The organism is Streptomyces sp. NPDC032091 (genome assembly GCF_055580265.1).
In genome coordinates, this window is record NZ_JBVILR010000037.1 from 23,761 (window position 1) to 40,083 (window position 16,323).

Annotated in this window: 17 protein-coding genes; 14 read left to right on the forward strand and 3 right to left on the reverse strand. The window is 72.6% G+C overall.

Annotation, left to right across the window (positions count from 1 at the left end; genetic code table 11):
• Positions 1 to 115 precede the first annotated feature (115 nt).
• A complete protein-coding gene (locus tag ACZ5NJ_RS36130; RefSeq protein ID WP_468770785.1) occupies positions 116 to 1,240 on the reverse strand; it encodes a DUF5937 family protein in 1,125 nt (374 codons plus the stop codon).
• 177 nt (positions 1,241 to 1,417) lie between these two features.
• On the opposite strand from ACZ5NJ_RS36130, the gene ACZ5NJ_RS36135 reads away from it, so the two are divergent.
• A complete protein-coding gene (locus tag ACZ5NJ_RS36135) occupies positions 1,418 to 1,627 on the forward strand; it encodes a hypothetical protein (protein ID WP_468770786.1) in 210 nt (69 codons plus the stop codon).
• A 45-nt stretch (positions 1,628 to 1,672) separates the two neighbouring features.
• Here the strand turns inward: ACZ5NJ_RS36135 and ACZ5NJ_RS36140 are convergent, their stop codons facing one another.
• The gene (locus ACZ5NJ_RS36140; RefSeq protein ID WP_468770790.1) at positions 1,673 to 2,932 is read right to left on the reverse strand and encodes a threonine aldolase family protein; all 1,260 of its coding nucleotides are present in this window, start codon (positions 2,930 to 2,932) and stop codon (positions 1,673 to 1,675) included.
• A gap of 189 nt (positions 2,933 to 3,121) precedes the next feature.
• Between ACZ5NJ_RS36140 and ACZ5NJ_RS36145 the strand changes: the two genes are divergently transcribed.
• The 12 genes from ACZ5NJ_RS36145 to ACZ5NJ_RS36200 all read left to right on the forward strand — a co-directional run bounded on the left by ACZ5NJ_RS36145 (position 3,122) and on the right by ACZ5NJ_RS36200 (position 12,452).
• Positions 3,122 to 4,042, forward strand: coding sequence for a Rossmann-like and DUF2520 domain-containing protein (locus tag ACZ5NJ_RS36145; RefSeq protein ID WP_468770792.1), 921 nt, complete (start codon positions 3,122 to 3,124; stop codon positions 4,040 to 4,042).
• Positions 4,039 to 5,046 (forward strand): pantoate--beta-alanine ligase, encoded by a 1,008-nt coding sequence (gene panC / locus ACZ5NJ_RS36150; RefSeq protein WP_468770794.1) that lies wholly within the window; start codon positions 4,039 to 4,041, stop codon positions 5,044 to 5,046. Before ACZ5NJ_RS36145 ends, panC begins: the two co-directional genes overlap by 4 nt.
• Positions 5,043 to 6,797, forward strand: coding sequence for an L-aspartate oxidase (locus tag ACZ5NJ_RS36155; protein ID WP_468770796.1), 1,755 nt, complete (start codon positions 5,043 to 5,045; stop codon positions 6,795 to 6,797). The genes panC and ACZ5NJ_RS36155 overlap by 4 nt, the downstream gene beginning before the upstream one ends.
• A gap of 36 nt (positions 6,798 to 6,833) precedes the next feature.
• Positions 6,834 to 7,802 (forward strand): carboxylating nicotinate-nucleotide diphosphorylase, encoded by a 969-nt coding sequence (nadC, locus tag ACZ5NJ_RS36160; RefSeq protein ID WP_468770798.1) that lies wholly within the window; start codon positions 6,834 to 6,836, stop codon positions 7,800 to 7,802.
• A gap of 3 nt (positions 7,803 to 7,805) precedes the next feature.
• The gene (locus tag ACZ5NJ_RS36165; protein WP_468770800.1) at positions 7,806 to 8,615 is read left to right on the forward strand and encodes a type III pantothenate kinase; all 810 of its coding nucleotides are present in this window, start codon (positions 7,806 to 7,808) and stop codon (positions 8,613 to 8,615) included.
• 214 nt (positions 8,616 to 8,829) lie between these two features.
• On the forward strand, positions 8,830 to 9,582 hold the full coding sequence (locus ACZ5NJ_RS36170; RefSeq protein WP_468770802.1) for a GntR family transcriptional regulator: 753 nt from the start codon (positions 8,830 to 8,832) through the stop codon (positions 9,580 to 9,582).
• A gap of 140 nt (positions 9,583 to 9,722) precedes the next feature.
• Complete coding sequence (locus tag ACZ5NJ_RS36175; protein ID WP_388943344.1) at positions 9,723 to 9,911, forward strand: DUF397 domain-containing protein; 189 nt, start codon at positions 9,723 to 9,725, stop codon at positions 9,909 to 9,911.
• Positions 9,912 to 9,998: 87 nt separating this feature from the next.
• Positions 9,999 to 10,643: a hypothetical protein gene (locus tag ACZ5NJ_RS36180; protein ID WP_468770804.1), complete on the forward strand. Its 645-nt coding sequence runs from the start codon at positions 9,999 to 10,001 to the stop codon at positions 10,641 to 10,643.
• 14 nt (positions 10,644 to 10,657) lie between these two features.
• On the forward strand, positions 10,658 to 10,822 hold the full coding sequence (locus ACZ5NJ_RS36185; RefSeq protein ID WP_167747589.1) for a hypothetical protein: 165 nt from the start codon (positions 10,658 to 10,660) through the stop codon (positions 10,820 to 10,822).
• Positions 10,823 to 10,937: 115 nt separating this feature from the next.
• Positions 10,938 to 11,411 (forward strand): BlaI/MecI/CopY family transcriptional regulator, encoded by a 474-nt coding sequence (locus ACZ5NJ_RS36190; protein WP_468770806.1) that lies wholly within the window; start codon positions 10,938 to 10,940, stop codon positions 11,409 to 11,411.
• 10 nt (positions 11,412 to 11,421) lie between these two features.
• Entirely contained in the window at positions 11,422 to 11,949 is a 528-nt protein-coding gene (locus ACZ5NJ_RS36195) for an amino-acid N-acetyltransferase (protein ID WP_468770807.1), read from the forward strand.
• A 164-nt stretch (positions 11,950 to 12,113) separates the two neighbouring features.
• Complete coding sequence (locus ACZ5NJ_RS36200; RefSeq protein WP_468770809.1) at positions 12,114 to 12,452, forward strand: histone-like nucleoid-structuring protein Lsr2; 339 nt, start codon at positions 12,114 to 12,116, stop codon at positions 12,450 to 12,452.
• Here the strand turns inward: ACZ5NJ_RS36200 and ACZ5NJ_RS36205 are convergent.
• Positions 12,431 to 13,009, reverse strand: coding sequence for an SCO3374 family protein (locus tag ACZ5NJ_RS36205; RefSeq protein ID WP_468770811.1), 579 nt, complete (start codon positions 13,007 to 13,009; stop codon positions 12,431 to 12,433). The genes ACZ5NJ_RS36200 and ACZ5NJ_RS36205 overlap by 22 nt on opposite strands.
• Positions 13,010 to 13,460: 451 nt before the next feature.
• On the opposite strand from ACZ5NJ_RS36205, the gene ACZ5NJ_RS36210 reads away from it, so the two are divergent.
• A complete protein-coding gene (locus ACZ5NJ_RS36210; RefSeq protein WP_468770813.1) occupies positions 13,461 to 15,986 on the forward strand; it encodes an ATP-dependent Clp protease ATP-binding subunit in 2,526 nt (841 codons plus the stop codon).
• The last annotated feature ends 337 nt before the right edge of the window (positions 15,987 to 16,323 follow it).

Here is a 16,323-nt window from a genome sequence, read left to right on the forward strand (position 1 = left end):
CACCGTCGCCAGGGTTTTCACTGCTTCCGGTTTGTGAAATCCGGATATCGGTACATCCGCGCCGACGGGAAACGGCGAAATCCGGCCACCGTCCGGAGGCCGGACCGACGGTGGTTCAGCGGAGGATGCCCTCGATGAGATCGGGTCCTATGCGGGCGACCACGGACAGGTCCAGCTGGTGCTGCACGTACCGCCCCTGACGGTGTGTGTGGACCAGCCCCGCCCGCTTCAGGACGGCCAGGTGACGGGACACCTCCGGCGCGGATATCCGGTACACCCGCGCCAGTTCGCTGGTCGTGTACGGGGCCCGGGCCAGGCTGCGGCACAGCATCATCCGCATGGGGTGCGCCAACGCCTCCATCCGGCGCTGCACCTGCTCCACCGACGGCGGCTCGGAGGCCAGCTCCGGCGACCCCAGCGGGTAGTGGACCACCGGCATCCAGCCGGGCGCGTGCAGGACGAGCAGGTGCGGCCAGCCGAAGTTCGTCGGGATGAACAGCAGCCCCGGCCCCACCGCCGGATCGGTGGCGGTGGCCTGCCCGTTGACCATCTTGTCGGCCGTGATCACCGTGTGCGCCTCGTCCACGCTCAGCGCCGACGACACCTCCTTCAGCACCGCCGCCAGCCCCCGGTGGCGCAGCACCTCCGTCTTGTGCCGGACGTCCGCGGTCTGCCGCGGCTCGATCCGCCGCCAGGTCTCGGCGAAGAAGGCCTCGTCGCAGTCCTCCAGCAGCCGGCGCAGCCAGACGCGCACGGCCGAGGGGTCGTCCAGCAGCCGCCGGGTGAACTCCAGCCGCGCCGGACCGCGCGCCGCCGCCGTCTCCAGTGCCTTCGCCCGCGCGGTCGCGTCGGTGAGCGGGGACGGCGCGCCACCCTCGTTGTAGAGGGCCAGCCAGCAGTGCTCCAGCGCCGCCAGCACGAACCGCTCGTCGTCCATCCGGTCGAGGACGTCCAGCTCCTCGGCCAGCGTCGCCCCGGGGCGGCCGCTGCCGCCGGGGACGCCGGCGAAGGCCATGAAGACGTCGGAGAAAGAACTGCGCCACATGAAGTCGGCCTCCAGGAGGCGCTCGGCCAAGCAGGGGTCGAGCGAGGCCGTAGTGCTCCTCGTCCAGGAGTGCAGCGCGGGGTGGTGGGCGGGCTGCGAGAGCGCGTGCAGGGTCATGCAGAGCTCGGCGAGCGGGGAGGACGCGAAGGAGATCCGCTCCGCGGGGAGCCCGGCGATGTCGATGGTCACGCTCATCGCCCCATTCTGTCCGCCGCGGCCCCCGAGGGGACCCCCGGGGCGGGCGCCGGCTGACGGGCCCGCGCACCGCCGTCCGAGGGGCCCGGCGCGCGCTCCGCCGCAGGTGGGAGGCGTCGATTGACGGCTCCCGTCAATCGACGGGCGGACTGCGGCCGACGGGGTGAGGGTGGAGGCATGACCGCCCTGGAGCAGTACCTCATCGACACCTACCGCGCGTCCCAGCACGGCACCCCTCCGCCACCGCCCCCGGGCCGCGACGACCTGGCCACCCTGCGCTCGCTGCGCACGGCGGCCCAGTTCGAAGCCGCCGTCTCGGGCGCCCCCACCACCCACCCCTGGCGCCACGCCCTGAGCCGCTTCGTCCACCGCACCCGAGCATGCTGAGACACCGGGCGCGGGCCGGTGCCGGGGGAGGACCGGGACCCCCGCTCAGCCCCGCCGCTCCCCGCCCCCGGGCTCCCGCACCCGCTCCATGAACCCCGTCACCGCCGCCCGGACCTCCTCCGCGGTCCAGGCCAGGCCCGGCTGCGTCACCGTGACCTCCGTCATCGACAGGCCCGGCGCGACGCCCTCCGCCGACCAGCGGCCGAACAGGACCGTGCCCTCCTCCTCCGCCAGCCGTGTGCCCGCTTCGGTCAGCAGGTCCGGCCCGTACGGGAGCCACACCTGGAACTGGTGCGTGTGCGGGACCTCCGGGTTGATCCGGAACCACGGCACCCCGGCGGCCTCGAAGCCCTCCCGCAGCGCCCCCGCGACCCTCCGGGCCTGCCCGACGTACGCCGGGAGCCGGGGCAGCTCCCGCTCCAGCCCGGCCAGGGCCGACAGGGCCTGGGGGAACTGGCGGAAGACCTGGCCCCCGTACCGGTGGCGCCAGACGCGGGTCTCCTCCACGAAGCCGCGGGCCCCCGCCAGGCAGGCCCCGCTCAGCCCGCCCAGGGACTTGTAGAAGGACACGTAGACCGAGTCGGCCAGCCCGGCGATCTCCGCCAGGGGGCGGCCGAAGTGGACGGTGGACTCCCACAGCCGGGCCCCGTCGAAGTGGACCACCGCGTCCCGCTCCCGGGCGGCGTCCACGAGCCCCGTCAGCTCCTCCCACGAGGGCAGCAGGAAGCCCGCGTCGCGCAGCGGCAGCTCCAGCATCAGAGTGCCGAACGGCTCGGGGTGGTCGCGGACCTCCTCCGGCGTCGGCTGGCGCGGCTCCCGCACCGGGTGGACGGTGCGCAGCCCCGACACGGCCGACAGGGCGCCGCCCTCCCACCGCTCGGGGTGGCCCATGGGGTGCACGGCCACCACGCGGTTGCCGGTGCGGCCCGCCCAGCAGCGCAGGGCGATCTGCTGGGCCATCGTCCCGCTGGGGAAGAAGGCGGCGTCCTCGGTGCCCAGCAGGTCGGCGACCCGTCGCTCCAGCTCGGCGACGACCCCGTCGCCGTAGAGGTCGGCGGGCGCGTCCAGGTCGTAGGGGGCGTCGGACAGCGCCGCCAGGAGCTCCCCGACGGTCTCGGTCCTGTGGCTGCGGGTCAGCGTCCGGGAGGCCGCCCGCCACGCCGCCACGGCCCGGTCGGCCGGTTCCGCCGTCCCGTCGGCCGGGCCCACGTCCCCCTCGCCAGCCGAACCGGAACCCGGACCCGGACCCGCAGCCGTCACGTCAGTCACGTCAGCCGCATCCATCGCATCCGTCGCGTCAGTCATGCCCGTCCCACCCGTCGCTCACGCCGCCAGTCACGCCCCCGATCATCCCCCGCCCGACCCGGCCGCCCCGAACGGTTTCCCGGCCCCTCCGGGGCCCGGGCCTGACCGGCGGTGCCCCCGGCCGAGGGCCTAGCATGGCGACGTATCGTCCGGTACCCCCCGCGGACTGGAACGGAAGGCATTCCCCGCGTGAACTCATCGCAGCAAGAGCGCCCGGCCCGGCTCTCCGTCGGCGTCGTCGGTGCCGGCCGGGTCGGACCCGCGCTGGCCCGCGCCCTCCAGCAGGCCGGGCACCACCCCGTCGCCGTCTCGGGAGTCTCCGACGCCTCGCGGCGCCGGGCCGACCGGTTGCTGCCGGATGTCCCGCTGGTCAGCCCCGCGCAGGTGCTGGAGCGGGCCGAGCTGGTGCTGCTGACCGTCCCGGACGACGCCCTGCCGGGGCTCGTCGAGGGACTCGCCGAGACCGGGGCCGTGCGCCCCGGGCAGCTCCTCGTGCACACCTCCGGCCGGTACGGGACCGCCGTGCTGGACCCCGCGCGCCGCGCGGGCGCCCTGCCGCTGGCCCTGCACCCGGCGATGACCTTCACCGGTACCGAGGTGGACGTGCAGCGCCTGGCCGGCTGCTCCTTCGGGGTGACCGCCCCCGAGGAGCTGCGGCTCGCCGCCGAGGCCCTGGTCATCGAGATGGGCGGGGAGCCCGAGTGGATCGCGGAGGAGAGCCGTCCGCTCTACCACGCGGCCCTCGCCCTGGGCGCGAACCACCTGGTCACCCTGGTCGCGCAGGCCATGGAGCTGCTGCGCACCGCCGGCGTCGGCCACCCCGACCGGATGCTCGGCCCGCTCCTCGGCGCGGCCCTGGACAACGCCCTGCGCTCCGGCGACGCCGCCCTGACCGGCCCCGTCGCCCGCGGGGACGCCGGCACCGTCGCCGCGCACGTCGCCGAGCTGCGCAAGCACGCCCCCGGCACCGTCGCCGGGTACCTCGCCATGGCCCGCACCACCGCCGACCGGGCCCTGGCGCACGGCCTGCTCAAGCCCGAGCTCGCCGAGGACCTGCTCGGCGTCCTCGCCGACACCGCAGACTCCGAACCGAAGGGTGGGGAACGATGACCGGCCCGCTCCGGCTGCTGAACACCGCCGAAGAGCTCCACAAGCTGCCGCGCACCGGCCGCCGGGCCGTCGTGATGACGATGGGAGCCCTGCACGAGGGCCACGCCACCCTCGTGCGAAGCGCCCGCGAGCAGGCCGGCCCCGACGGGCAGGTCGTCGTCACCGTCTTCGTCAACCCGCTCCAGTTCGGGGCCAACGAGGACCTCGACCGCTACCCCCGCACCCTCGACGCCGACCTCGCCCTCGCCGAGGGGGCGGGCGCCGACGCCGTGTTCGCGCCCTCCGTCGACGAGGTCTACCCGGGCGGCGATCCGCAGGTGCGGATCACCGCCGGACCGATGGGGGAGCGGCTGGAGGGTGCCACCCGCCCCGGCCACTTCGACGGCATGCTCACCGTGGTCGCCAAGCTGCTCCACCTCACCCGCCCCGACCTGGCCCTCTTCGGCCAGAAGGACGCCCAGCAGCTGGCGCTGATCCGGCGCATGGTGACCGACCTCAACTTCCCGGTCGAGGTGGCCGGCGTCCCCACCGTCCGCGAGGACGACGGGCTCGCCCTGTCCTCCCGCAACCGCTACCTCTCCCCGGCCGAGCGGCACGCCGCCCTCGCCCTCTCCCGCGCCCTGTTCGCCGGCCGCGACCGGCTCGCCGCGCAGGCCGCGCTGCGCGCCCGCGCCGAGGCCTCGCCCGCCAGCGACGAGCGGGCCACCGCGCTGGCCCGGCTCGGCGAGATCCGCGCCTCCGCCGACGCCCACGCCGTGTCGGCGGCCGCCACCGGCGCCGCCGGCCTGCCGGACGCCGTACGGGCCGCGGCCCGGCACGTCCTGGAGGAGGCGGGCCGGCACGAGCCGCCGCTGGTCCTGGACTACCTGGCCCTGGTGGACCCGAAGGACTTCACCGACGTCGGCCCCGACTTCACCGGACAGGCCGTGCTGGCCGTCGCGGCGAAGGTCGGCACGACCCGGCTGATCGACAACATCCCATTGGAGTTCGGAGTACACGCGTGAGCACCACAGGCACTCCCGGCAGCCCAGCCACCCAGGGCGCCGCAGGCACCGGTATACGGCTGCACGCCCCCGCCCCCGGCTGGGCCGTCGAGGCGGACGTCGTGGTCGTCGGATCCGGCGTCGCGGGCCTGACCGCCGCGCTGCGCTGCGCCGCCGCGGGCCGCCGTACGGTCGTGGTCACCAAGGCCCGCCTCGACGACGGCTCCACCCGCTGGGCCCAGGGCGGCGTCGCGGCCGCGCTCGGCGAGGGCGACACCCCCGAGCAGCACCTGGACGACACCCTGGTCGCAGGCGCCGGGCTGTGCGACGAGAACGCCGTACGGGTGCTGGTCACCGAGGGCCCGGACGCGGTGCGCCGGCTCATCGCCGCCGGCGCCGTCTTCGACACCTCCGCCGAGACCGGCGAGATCGAGCTGACCCGCGAGGGCGGCCACCACCGCCGCCGGATCGCGCACGCGGGCGGCGACGCCACCGGCGCCGAGATCTCCCGCGCGCTCGTCGAGGCCGTGCACGCCGCCGGCATCGAGACGGTCGAGAACGCGCTGGTCCTGGACCTGCTCCAGGACGCCGAGGGCCGCACGGCCGGCGTCACCCTGCACGTGATGGGCGAGGGCCAGCACGACGGCGTCGGCGCCGTCCACGCCCCCGCCGTGATCCTCGCGACCGGCGGCATGGGCCAGGTCTTCTCCGCGACCACCAACCCGTCCGTCTCCACCGGCGACGGCGTCGCCCTCGCGCTGCGCGCCGGCGCCGAGGTCTCCGACCTGGAGTTCGTCCAGTTCCACCCGACCGTCCTGTTCCTGGGTCCGGACGCCGAGGGCCAGCAGCCCCTGGTCTCGGAGGCCGTACGGGGCGAGGGCGCGCACCTCGTCGACGCCGACGGGGTCCGCTTCATGGTCGGCCAGCACGAGCTCGCCGAGCTCGCCCCGCGCGACATCGTCGCCAAGGCCATCACGCGCCGCATGCAGGAGCAGGGCACGCTCCACATGTACCTGGACGGCCGGCACTTCGGGGCCGAGATGTGGGAGAACCGCTTCCCCACGATCCTCGCCGCCTGCCGCGCCCACGGCATCGACCCGGTGACCGAGCCCGTCCCGGTCGCCCCCGCCGCGCATTACGCCTCCGGCGGCGTCCGCACCGACCTGCGCGGCCGCACCACCGTGCCCGGCCTGTACGCCTGCGGCGAGGTCGCCTGCACCGGTGTGCACGGCGCGAACCGCCTGGCCTCCAACTCCCTCCTGGAGGGCCTGGTCTTCGCCGAGCGGATCGCCGAGGACATCACCTCCCGCGCCGCCGAGGGCAGCGGCCCGGGCATACCCGTGCCCGCCACCGGCCCGCTCCAGCCCGCGACGGCCCGCTACGAGGTCCAGCGGATCATGACCCGGGGCGCCGGCGTACTGCGCTCCGCGGAGTCCCTCGCCGAGGCCGCGGAGGCGCTGGAGACCCTGTACACGACGGCCCTGGGCGAGCTGGAGAGCCACGGGAAGACGGCCGAACCGGGCGTGGACACCTGGGAGGCGACCAACCTGCTGTGCGTGGCCCGCGTCCTGGTCGCCGCCGCCCAGCGGCGCGCCGAGACCCGCGGCTGCCACTGGCGCGAGGACCACCCCGACCGCGACGACGCCTGGCGCCGCCACCTGGTGGTGCGGCTCTCGGCGACCGAGCGCCGCGCGCTGGTCGTCACCCCCACCGACTCGGCGGACTTCCCGCCCGTGGACGCGGACGCCTCCTCCGGCGCCCCGCGCCCGTAGCCGTTCCCCACACCCCTCAAGCCAGGAGCACCGACCGTGAGCACCCCCGAACTCCCCCTGATCGAGCAGACCGAAGGCGGCTGCGGCGACGACTGCGGCTGCGGCGACGGCGAGGAGAGCGGCCTCGACCCGGCGCTCGCCCAGCTGCTCGTCGACGCGGGCCTCGACCCGATCGAGGTCGAGGACGTCGCGCACATGGCGCTGTCCGAGGACCTGGACGGCGGCGTCGACGTCACCACCGTCGCCACCGTCCCCGAAGAGGCCGAGGCCGTCGCCGACTTCGTCGCCCGCGAGGCCGGCGTCGTGGCCGGCCTGCGCATCGCCGAGGCGGTGTTCTCCGTGGTGTGTACGGAGGCCTTCGAGGTCGAGCGGCACGCCGAGGACGGCGACCGGGTGGAGGCCGGCCAGCTGCTGCTGTCCGTCCGCTCCCGCACCCGCGACCTGCTGACGGCCGAGCGCAGCGCCCTGAACATCCTGTGCCGCCTCTCGGGCATCGCCACGGCCACCCGCCGCTGGGCGGACGTCCTGGAGGGCACGAAGGCCAAGGTCCGCGACACCCGCAAGACCACCCCCGGCCTGCGCTCGCTGGAGAAGTACGCGGTCCGCTGCGGCGGCGGCGTCAACCACCGCATGTCCCTGTCGGACGCGGCGCTGGTCAAGGACAACCACGTGGTCGCCGCCGGCGGCGTCGCCCAGGCCTTCAAGGCCGTCCGCGAGGCCTTCCCGGACGTCCCGGTCGAGGTCGAGGTCGACACGATGCACCAGGTCCGCGAGGTCGTGGACGCGGGCGCCGACCTGATCCTGCTGGACAACTTCACCGTCCCGGAGACCGAGGAGGCCGTCACCCTCGTGGCCGGCCGCGCCGTCCTGGAGTCCTCGGGCCGCCTCACCCTGGAGACCGCCCGCGCCTACGCCGAGACCGGCGTGGACTACCTGGCCGTGGGCGCGCTCACGCACTCCTCGCCGATCCTGGACATCGGGCTCGACCTGCGTGAGGCGGTGTAGTCCGTGCTGCTCACCATCGACGTGGGCAACTCCCACACCGTCATGGGCCTGTTCGACGGCGAGGAGATCGTCGAACACTGGCGGGTCTCGACCGATCCGCGCCGCACGGCGGACGAGATGGCCGTCCTGCTCCAGGGCCTGATGGGGATGCACCCGATGCTCGGCAGCGAGCTGGGCGACGGGATCCACGGCATCGCGATCTGCGCGACGGTCCCGTCCGTCCTGCACGAGCTGCGCGAGGTCACCCGCCGCTACTACGGCGACGTGCCGTCGGTGCTGGTGGAGCCCGGGGTCAAGACAGGCGTGCCGATCCTGATGGACAACCCGAAGGAGGTCGGCGCGGACCGCATCGTCAACGCGGTCGCCGCCGTCGAGCTGTACGGGGGCCCGGCGATCGTCGTCGACATGGGGACGGCGACCACCTTCGACGCGATCTCCGTGCGCGGCGAGTACGTGGGCGGGGTGATCTCCCCGGGCATCGAGATCTCGATGGAGGCGCTCGGGATGCGCGGCGCCCAGCTGCGCAAGATCGAGCTGGCCCGGCCGCGCAACGTGATCGGCAAGTCCACGGTCGAGGCCATGCAGTCGGGCGTGGTCTACGGGTTCGCCGGCCAGGTCGACGGGATCGTCCACCGCATGGCGCGGGACCTGGTGGGCCCGGACGGCGACCCGGACGACGTCCGCGTCATCGCCACCGGCGGGCTCGCCCCGATCGTCCTCGGCGAGACCTCGGTGATCGACGAGCACGAGCCCTGGCTGACCCTGATCGGCCTGCGGCTGGTGTACGAGCGCAACGCGCCCAACTTCGAGTGAGCGCACGGCACTCCGCCCGCCCAGCCCCGCCGGGGGCGCGGCGGGCGGAGCGCTCCGCGGGCCCAACGGCCTTTCCCCGCACGGGAGTCGCATGTACCGGCCCCCGTACCCACCGTCACCCCGAATGCTCAGCTTCAAGCTGATCGGTTAGCTTGTCGGCGTCGGACGCACGCGCTCCCGAGCGGCACGGTCGAGACGGTAGAGGACGGCCCGAATGCCCCGTGAATCACCGTACTTGCAGGTGGTCGAGTCCCTCCGGACCCGGATCGAGGCGGGTGAGTGGAAGATCGGGGACCGGCTCCCCTCCCGCGCCCGCTTCGCCGAGGAGTACGGGGTCGGCCAGGGCGTCACCCAGCGGGCGATGGAGCAGCTGATCATCGAGGGCTTCCTGGAGGGCCGCGCCGGCTCCGGCACGTACGTGCGCACCCCGCGCCGCCGCATGCGGATGCTCCGCACCCGCCGCCGGGTCCCCGGATCCGGCAACACCTTCCGCTCCGAGGCCGCCGCCCACGGCATCGCCGCCTCCTGGGACTCCCGCACCCACCCCCAGGTCCCCGCCCCCGAGCGGATCGCCGCCCGGCTGGCCATCGAACCCGGCGCCCCCTGCGTGCTGACCCGCTACGAGTTCATGGCCGACGGCAGCCCCGCCGAGCTCTCCGAGTCCTGGGAGCCCCTCGCCCTCACCTCCGGGACCCCGATCGTCCTGCCCGAGGTCGGCGAGATGCGCGGAGCGGGCGTGGTGGCGCGGATGCGGTCCATCGGCATCACCGTCACCTCCGTGGTGGAGGTCCCGCGCCCCTCCCGCGCCAACCAGGACCAGGCCAACCTGCTCGGGATCAGCCTCGGCTCGATGATCACCCGGATCGAGCGGACCTACATCGACTCCGACGGCCGCCCCGTGGAGACCGCGGACCTCGTCGTCCCCGATTCCCGCTACGAGATCGCCTACGCCTTTCCGGTCGAGTGACGGGGCCGTCACGGCGGGGTGACGGGGGAGTGACATTTATCGGCCGTGTTTTTTACGGGAAGTGGCCGGAGGGTGACTCACACGGAGGTAGCGTCCCGCTGGAGAGGCAAACGTGACCCGTCCACGACGGAGGAGACACCATGACGAACGCCCCGACCGAGTGGCGCAAATCGTCGTACTGCGGCGAAGGAGAGGCCTGCGTCTACGTGGCGGCCGCCCCCGGCACCCTCGTACGGGTGGCCGACCGGGCCGACCCGGCGCACCTCGTGATGGCCACCACCCACGCCGCCTGGGCCGACTTCGTCGAGGCCGTGAAGGAGACCGGCTGAGCCCGGCGGGGCCCGCCGGGCCCGCACGCCGCGCCGCAGTCCCCCGCCATCAGGGGATTTTGTCCGATTAGCGCGTATCTTCGGGTCATGCCCACGCCCTACGGATCCCGCGGCGGCATGGCCTTCAGCGCCGCCGAGCTGCGCGTGCTCAGGCGTAGCCTCGCCCACGCCCTCCAGTCCTCCACCGCCCCCCTGACACCCGCCGAGGTCCAGGACTGCCTGCGCCTCGCGGCGTCGGTGGACGAAGCGGTCCTGGAGGCGGGCCGGCTCAGAGCCTTCCTGCTCGACGACCTCGCCCGCTACCGCAGAGCCCTCCCCGGGAGCCTCTCCGGCTACCTGGAGCTGCTCCAGGACGCGCTGGCCGCCGGGTACGAGCCGGACCCGGACGACCTCGCCGCCCTGCGCGCCCTGCGGGCCAACCCGGTCGCCGCCGCCGTACTGGAACGCGCCCGGGGCGTCGCGGAGCGCTCCGTGCGCCGCCGGCTCGCGGCCGCCGCCCCCGCACCCCGGACCCGCCTGCTGGCCCTGCCCGGCGGACGCGGGGAGCCGCGCGGCGCCGCTCCCGACCCGGAGGAACCGCGCCCCGCGCGGCCCGGTCCCGAGACACCCCCGAAGGAGCCCCCGCGCCCCCAGGCGCCGCGCCCCGGACGGCCCGTCCCCACGCCCGGCGAGGTCTTCCCGCCGCGGCGCAAGCCCGCCCCGCCCCCGGCGGCCGGCCGCGCGGCGGTGTAGCTACGCTGGGGGGCATGGACTACGTTTCCGCGCTCGTGCCCCCCATCGTGATGGCCACGTTCTTCATCTTCCTCGTGAGGACGATCGTGAAGAGCCAGGGCGGCGCCAACAAGGCCAAGGAAGACGCGGCCGTCGACGCCGTGCTCGCCCGCGCCGAAGCCGGCCAGCCGCAGAAGTAGCGCCGCCGCCCGGGTATTGGCCGCGCGTTGCACCACGAATAGTCGGGCAATTCCGCCCATTCCGCACTATCGTGCTGCTGTGCCTCGCCCCTTGGGAGAACTCGAAGACGCAGTCATGACGCGGGTGTGGCAGTGGAACCGCCCGGTCACCGTTCGGGAAGTCCTGGAAGACCTCCAGCAGGAACGGTCCATCGCGTACACCACGGTCATGACCGTTATGGACAATCTCCATCAGAAGGGCTGGGTCCGCCGGGAAGCGGAAGGCCGCGCCTATCGATATACGGCGGTCTCCACCCGCGCCGCCTACTCGGCCGCACTGATGAACGAAGCCTGGTCGACGAGCGACAACCCCGCGGCCGCCCTCGTCGCCTTCTTCGGCATGATGTCCCCGGAACAGCGCGAGGCCCTCCGCGACGCCGTACGGATCGTCCAGCACGACGAACCCGACCCCCAGACCGCCGCCGACGCCCCCGCGTCCGCCGCCCCCGGGGCCCCCGGCCCCGGCCCCGGCGCCGCTCCGGGCGGGACCGCGTCCGCACCCGGAGAGGAAGGGGGCTCCGGCGCGCGCCGGAGCGGGCCGGGGCGATAGCGTCCGGCCTATGGGAGAGCTTTCCACAGACGCGAAAACAGTGACCATCCGCCGCGCGCGCACCGGAGATGTTCCGGCCCTGCGCCGCCTGCTGGACCAGTACGTGCAGCAGCGGATCCTCCTCGACAAAGCACCGGTCGTCCTTTACGAGGACATCCAGGAGTTCTGGGTCGCGGAACGCGACTCCGACGGCCAGGTGGTGGGCTGCGGGGCTCTCCACGTCATGTGGGAAGACCTCGCGGAAGTGCGCACGCTCGCGGTGGACCGCGGCCTGAAGGGCGCCGGAGTCGGGCACCTGGTGCTCGCCAAGTTGTTGGAGACGGCCCGCCGGCTCGGGGTGAGCCGGGTATTCTGCCTGACCTTCGAAGTCGACTTCTTCGCGAAGCACGGGTTCGTCGAGATCGGCGAGACCCCGGTGGAGACCGATGTCTACATGGAGCTCCTGCGTTCCTATGACGAGGGAGTCGCCGAGTTCCTCGGTCTCGAACGAGTGAAGCCGAACACCTTGGGCAACAGCCGGATGCTGCTGCACCTCTGAACGGACGCGAGGGCTATTCCAGGCCGCAGCCCCCTGTGGCCTATGTCCGAATCGCGTACGTTTCCCGCCTTGTAGAGCTCCTGAACCTCTCCCCGGGGGTTTGTGTTTTCCAGGCAAAAGCGGTTTCCTTTCCGCGTACTGCATTTTCGATGAAAGGAAATCCGGTGGCACAGAAGGTTCAGGTCCTTCTTGTCGACGACCTCGACGGTGGCGAGGCGGACGAGACCGTGACGTTCGCTCTGGATGGCAAGACCTACGAGATCGACCTCACCACCGCCAACGCTGAAAAGCTCCGCGGGCTGCTCGACCCGTACACCAAGGGCGGCCGCCGCACCGGTGGACGCGCCTCGACCGGCCGCGCCAAGGGCCGTGCCGCGGCTTCCACGGGCAGCCCCGACACCGCCGAGATCCGTGCGTGGGCCAAGGCCCAGGGCCTCAGCGTCAACGACCGCGGCCGCGTCCCGGCCGAAATCCGCGAGGCCTACGAGAACGCCAAGGGCTGACCCGTACGCCGCCCCAGGCGGGCGCGGTGGCACTCCGTCGCCGCCGCGGCCACCAGGCGTACGAGATCGGGCCCGCGGCCCCGCCCCGGACCGGGCAGGGCCGGCAGCGAGGCCTCGCACCCCGGCTCGGGGGGCCGCAGCCAGACGGCGGCCCCCTGAGGGTTTCCACCCGGCCCGCGCCCGGGCGGCACGGGGGCGGTGATCCCGCCCCCCGCACCCTGGGCGGCGAGCTCCAGCTCCACTCCGCCCCACTCCAGCCAGTCGAGCAGCCCCTCCAGCTCGTCGGCGGCCCCCGGGGCGACCAGGAAGCGCATCCCGCGCCCCTCAAGCGCCACCGGACCGGTGGTGAGGCCGGGACGGCGCAGCAGCCCGGCTCCGGCGTCCGCCGGCAGCTCCAGCACGTCGAACCCGACCCCGGTGACCAGCCGCACGGGCGGCCCGGCCGCCACGGTCCATCCGAGCACCCGCTCGTACCAGGCACGGGTGTCCGGCCCGGGGGGAACGCGGGGCGGAACACGGGGTGGGGGAACGGCGTTCACGACGTTGACGACGGCCATGAACGGATGAACTCCGAGCGCCGCCGCCGGGTTACGCAGTGCGTCCGGTTCAATGCGGAACGTAAACATCCGCGGAGCGGAGTCCCACATTCGGGACACAAGCGTGTTCGCCCGTAGCGGAGGGAACCGTGCTGACCGGCATGGAGTGTCAGTCCTTACGGGTAAGACATTCCTAGTGGATCGGGGCGACACGCTGATTTGAGCGGCTTCCGTTCGCCATCGGCGTACACGTGTGACGGGTATCTGCCTGGCCTGCGGGAACATCGTCTCGCACCATCGGGTTGGAGCAGTAGTCGGCTCTTACAGCCGGTTTTCCTCACCGACGTGGGGGTGAGCCGTGGACGGATGTCGGCAGTTGGAATGAGCTGTCCCGTCCCGCGGGACTAGCATGCGGAAGGACAGGGCGGGGACCGACCCCGAACTGCCCGACCGCTCTGAGGAGCGATAAACGATGTTCGAGAGGTTCACCGACCGCGCGCGGCGGGTTGTCGTCCTGGCTCAGGAAGAAGCCCGGATGCTCAACCACAACTACATCGGCACCGAGCACATCCTCCTGGGCTTGATCCACGAGGGTGAGGGTGTCGCCGCTAAGGCCCTGGAGAGCCTCGGGATTTCGCTCGAGGCTGTTCGCCAGCAGGTTGAGGAGATCATCGGTCAGGGCCAGCAGGCCCCGTCCGGCCACATCCCCTTCACGCCGCGGGCGAAGAAGGTCCTGGAGCTTTCGCTCCGAGAGGCCCTCCAGCTCGGCCACAACTACATCGGCACCGAGCACATCCTGCTCGGCCTGATCCGCGAGGGCGAGGGCGTCGCCGCCCAGGTCCTCGTGAAGCTGGGCGCCGATCTGAACAGGGTCCGGCAGCAGGTCATCCAGCTGCTCTCCGGCTACACCGGGGGCGGCAAGGAGTCGGCCACCGCAGGCGGCCCGGCCGAGGGCACCCCCTCGACCTCGCTGGTCCTCGACCAGTTCGGCCGCAACCTCACCCAGGCTGCCCGCGAATCCAAGCTCGACCCGGTCATCGGGCGCGAGAAGGAGATCGAGCGGGTCATGCAGGTGCTGTCCCGCCGGACCAAGAACAACCCGGTCCTCATCGGCGAGCCCGGCGTCGGCAAGACCGCCGTCGTCGAGGGGCTGGCCCAGGCCATCGTCAAGGGCGAGGTGCCCGAGACCCTCAAGGACAAGCACCTGTACACCCTGGACCTGGGTGCGCTGGTCGCCGGTTCCCGCTACCGCGGTGACTTCGAGGAGCGCCTGAAGAAGGTCCTCAAGGAGATCCGCACCCGCGGCGACATCATCCTGTTCATCGACGAGCTCCACACGCTGGTCGGTGCGGGTGCCGCGGAGGGCGCGATCGACGCCGCTTCGATCCTGAAGCCCATGCTGGCCCGTGGTGAGCTCCAGACCATCGGCGCCACGACGCTCGACGAGTACCGCAAGCACCTGGAGAAGGACGCCGCGCTGGAGCGCCGCTTCCAGCCGATCCAGGTGGCCGAGCCCTCGCTGCCGCACACCATCGAGATCCTCAAGGGTCTCCGTGACCGGTACGAGGCCCACCACCGCGTCTCCATCACGGACGAGGCCCTGGTGCAGGCCGCGACCCTGGCCGACCGGTACATCTCGGACCGCTTCCTGCCGGACAAGGCGATCGACCTGATCGACGAGGCCGGCTCCCGGATGCGCATCCGCCGGATGACCGCGCCGCCGGACCTCCGCGAGTTCGACGAGAAGATCGCGGCCGTGCGCCGCGACAAGGAGTCGGCCATCGACTCCCAGGACTTCGAGAAGGCCGCTTCGCTCCGTGACTCGGAGAAGCAGCTGCTCGCCGCGAAGTCCAAGCGCGAGAAGGAATGGAAGGCCGGCGACATGGACGTCGTCGCCGAGGTCGACGGCGAGCTCATCGCCGAGGTCCTCGCGACCGCGACCGGCATTCCCGTCTTCAAGCTCACCGAGGAGGAGTCCTCGCGGCTGCTCCGCATGGAAGACGAGCTCCACAAGCGCGTCATCGGCCAGAAGGACGCCATCAAGGCGCTCTCCCAGGCGATCCGCCGTACCCGTGCGGGTCTGAAGGACCCGAAGCGCCCGGGTGGCTCGTTCATCTTCGCCGGCCCGTCCGGTGTCGGTAAGACCGAGCTGTCGAAGACCCTCGCCGAATTCCTCTTCGGTGACGAGGACGCGCTGATCTCCCTCGACATGTCGGAGTTCAGCGAGAAGCACACGGTTTCGCGTCTCTTCGGTTCGCCCCCCGGCTACGTGGGCTACGAAGAGGGCGGCCAGCTGACCGAGAAGGTCCGCCGGAAGCCGTTCTCCGTCGTCCTCTTCGACGAGGTCGAGAAGGCGCACCCGGATATCTTCAATTCGCTGCTCCAGATCCTGGAGGACGGTCGCCTGACCGACTCCCAGGGCCGGGTCGTCGACTTCAAGAACACGGTCATCATCATGACGACCAACCTGGGTACGCGGGACATCTCCAAGGGCTTCAACCTGGGCTTCGCGGCGCAGGGTGACGTCAAGACCGGTTACGACCGGATGAAGGCGAAGGTCAACGAAGAGCTCAAGCAGCACTTCCGGCCCGAGTTCCTCAACCGCGTCGACGACACGGTCGTCTTCCACCAGCTCAGCCAGGAAGACATCATCCAGATCGTCGACCTGATGATCGCCAAGGTGGACGAGCGCCTCAAGGACCGCGACATGGGCATCGAGCTCAGCGGTGACGCGAAGCTGCTCCTGGCCAAGCGCGGCTACGACCCGATCATGGGTGCCCGCCCGCTGCGCCGGACCATCCAGCGCGAGATCGAGGACCTGCTGTCGGAGAAGATCCTCTTCGGCGAGCTGCGCCCCGGTCACATCGTGGTGGTGGGCGTCGAGGGTGAGGGCGAGGAAGCCAAGTTCACCTTCCGCGGCGAGGAGAAGTCGACCCTGCCGGACCTCCCCCCGATCGAGGCCACGGGCTCCGGCCCGGACCTGTCGAAGGGCGCGTGACGCGGAGCGGTAGCGCGTGAGGGGCGGCCCCCGGGACCTGAGGGTTCCGGGGGCCGCCCCTTTTGCGCCCTGGAGGCGGTGACAAGCCGCACAGAACAAAACGGACCTACTACGGGGCGCCGTAGGGTGAGGTGTCCGGTTTGTCCCCGCATTGGGGCTGGACGGGCGCGTCAACGGGGGCCCGGCGGGTCGGGGCGGCTACGAGCCCGGGTAGTAAATCGGACGTTTGGGGAAGAGCGGGGGCGCGGGTTACCAAGGTGGGGCAAGCCCGGCAGTGGCGGCGGAAGGCCGCGGTGCCGGGATCTTTCTTGCCCGCACCCCGTCCCCGGCCCCGGAG

Excerpts from the sequence above, each read along its gene's own strand:
- ACZ5NJ_RS36195 (WP_468770807.1), top strand. The coding sequence starts at position 11,422 with ATGGGAGAGCTTTCCACAGACGCGAAAACAGTGACCATCCGCCGCGCG.
- ACZ5NJ_RS36205 (WP_468770811.1), bottom strand. The coding sequence starts at position 13,009 with ATGGCCGTCGTCAACGTCGTGAACGCCGTTCCCCCACCCCGTGTTCCG.
- ACZ5NJ_RS36135 (WP_468770786.1), top strand. The coding sequence starts at position 1,418 with ATGACCGCCCTGGAGCAGTACCTCATCGACACCTACCGCGCGTCCCAG.
- ACZ5NJ_RS36185 (WP_167747589.1), top strand. The coding sequence starts at position 10,658 with ATGGACTACGTTTCCGCGCTCGTGCCCCCCATCGTGATGGCCACGTTC.
- ACZ5NJ_RS36210 (WP_468770813.1), top strand. The coding sequence starts at position 13,461 with ATGTTCGAGAGGTTCACCGACCGCGCGCGGCGGGTTGTCGTCCTGGCT.
- panC (WP_468770794.1), top strand. The coding sequence starts at position 4,039 with ATGACCGGCCCGCTCCGGCTGCTGAACACCGCCGAAGAGCTCCACAAG.
- ACZ5NJ_RS36140 (WP_468770790.1), bottom strand. The coding sequence starts at position 2,932 with ATGACTGACGCGACGGATGCGATGGATGCGGCTGACGTGACTGACGTG.
- ACZ5NJ_RS36170 (WP_468770802.1), top strand. The coding sequence starts at position 8,830 with ATGCCCCGTGAATCACCGTACTTGCAGGTGGTCGAGTCCCTCCGGACC.
- ACZ5NJ_RS36190 (WP_468770806.1), top strand. The coding sequence starts at position 10,938 with ATGACGCGGGTGTGGCAGTGGAACCGCCCGGTCACCGTTCGGGAAGTC.
- ACZ5NJ_RS36130 (WP_468770785.1), bottom strand. The coding sequence starts at position 1,240 with ATGAGCGTGACCATCGACATCGCCGGGCTCCCCGCGGAGCGGATCTCC.
- ACZ5NJ_RS36175 (WP_388943344.1), top strand. The coding sequence starts at position 9,723 with ATGACGAACGCCCCGACCGAGTGGCGCAAATCGTCGTACTGCGGCGAA.
- ACZ5NJ_RS36180 (WP_468770804.1), top strand. The coding sequence starts at position 9,999 with ATGCCCACGCCCTACGGATCCCGCGGCGGCATGGCCTTCAGCGCCGCC.